The sequence below is a fragment of the Vibrio sp. Y176 genome (assembly GCF_033438945.1).
Genome location: NZ_JAWOQS010000220.1, coordinates 1 through 895, shown reverse-complemented (window position 1 = coordinate 895; position 895 = coordinate 1). Strand labels below are relative to the sequence as shown.

Below are 895 nucleotides of genomic sequence, written 5' to 3'. Positions count from 1 at the left end.
TCAGGGTAGTAAGGAATTTTGCCGTTCGGTGCTTTGGCATCAGATTCTAGGAAAACTCGATTCTCTGCATTTTGTTTTGCTAGCGCGACCGCTTCTGCACTGTCTGCTGCGTGAAGCTGAGTTGGCTTAAAGAGCGGAGCTTGGTGCGACAACATCATGTTGTTACGTTTTGAATCGTAATCGTAAGAGAAGTTGCGAGTAACAAACAAATCACTGGCTGAGTTCAGCGTCACTTGCATCCCTTCATGGCGCTCTAACGCATCACGCAGAGTTTCGCCTTCTTTGATCACAAGCGGCGTCACCAATGGAATGTCTGACGTGCCAGTTTTTACATAGCTGGTTGCGTCAGAAGAAAGCTGAGTATTGCTGTAGTACTCCTGAACCTTACCTTTCACACAAACTACGTCACCAGGCTTTAGCTCGGTATCTGCGGCGTTCGTATGAATAAATAGACCTTCTGACGTCTTATCGTTGTTATCGTTCTCGATAGCTTGCAGGTAGAAGCCTTTCGTCAAACCGCTAGTAACAGCGCTCACGCCACCAGTAACAAAATGCTCTTCTGTCGTAATGTATGGGTAACCATCGATAAATGGCGAAGAAGCACCTTCACCTTGAATGTCTTGAATGGATGTGAACGTTGGCGCGTGTCCATCCACTTCACACACAAATGCTGCAGGTGGCTCAGCTGCATTCAGCTCGCCCAAGCCATCAATGTTGTCTTTTGCTAACGTTGTCCATTGAGAAGATTGGAAAGTCGCAGAAGGCGTCAGTGCGTCACCGTTGCGTACCAAAGTGGCGTCTTTGCCAAATGCCACACCACCCATCACGCCAACCATGTCGTGAACTTCACCATCTTTTAGTAGTGCGAGAGGATCGTCACCATTAAAGTTCGCGA

The 895-nt window shown here is 47.8% G+C and carries 1 pseudogene; it reads right to left on the bottom strand.

The window, feature by feature from the left end:
- Positions 1-895: pseudogene (locus tag R7O13_RS25200) on the bottom strand (nuclease); the annotation flags it as partial.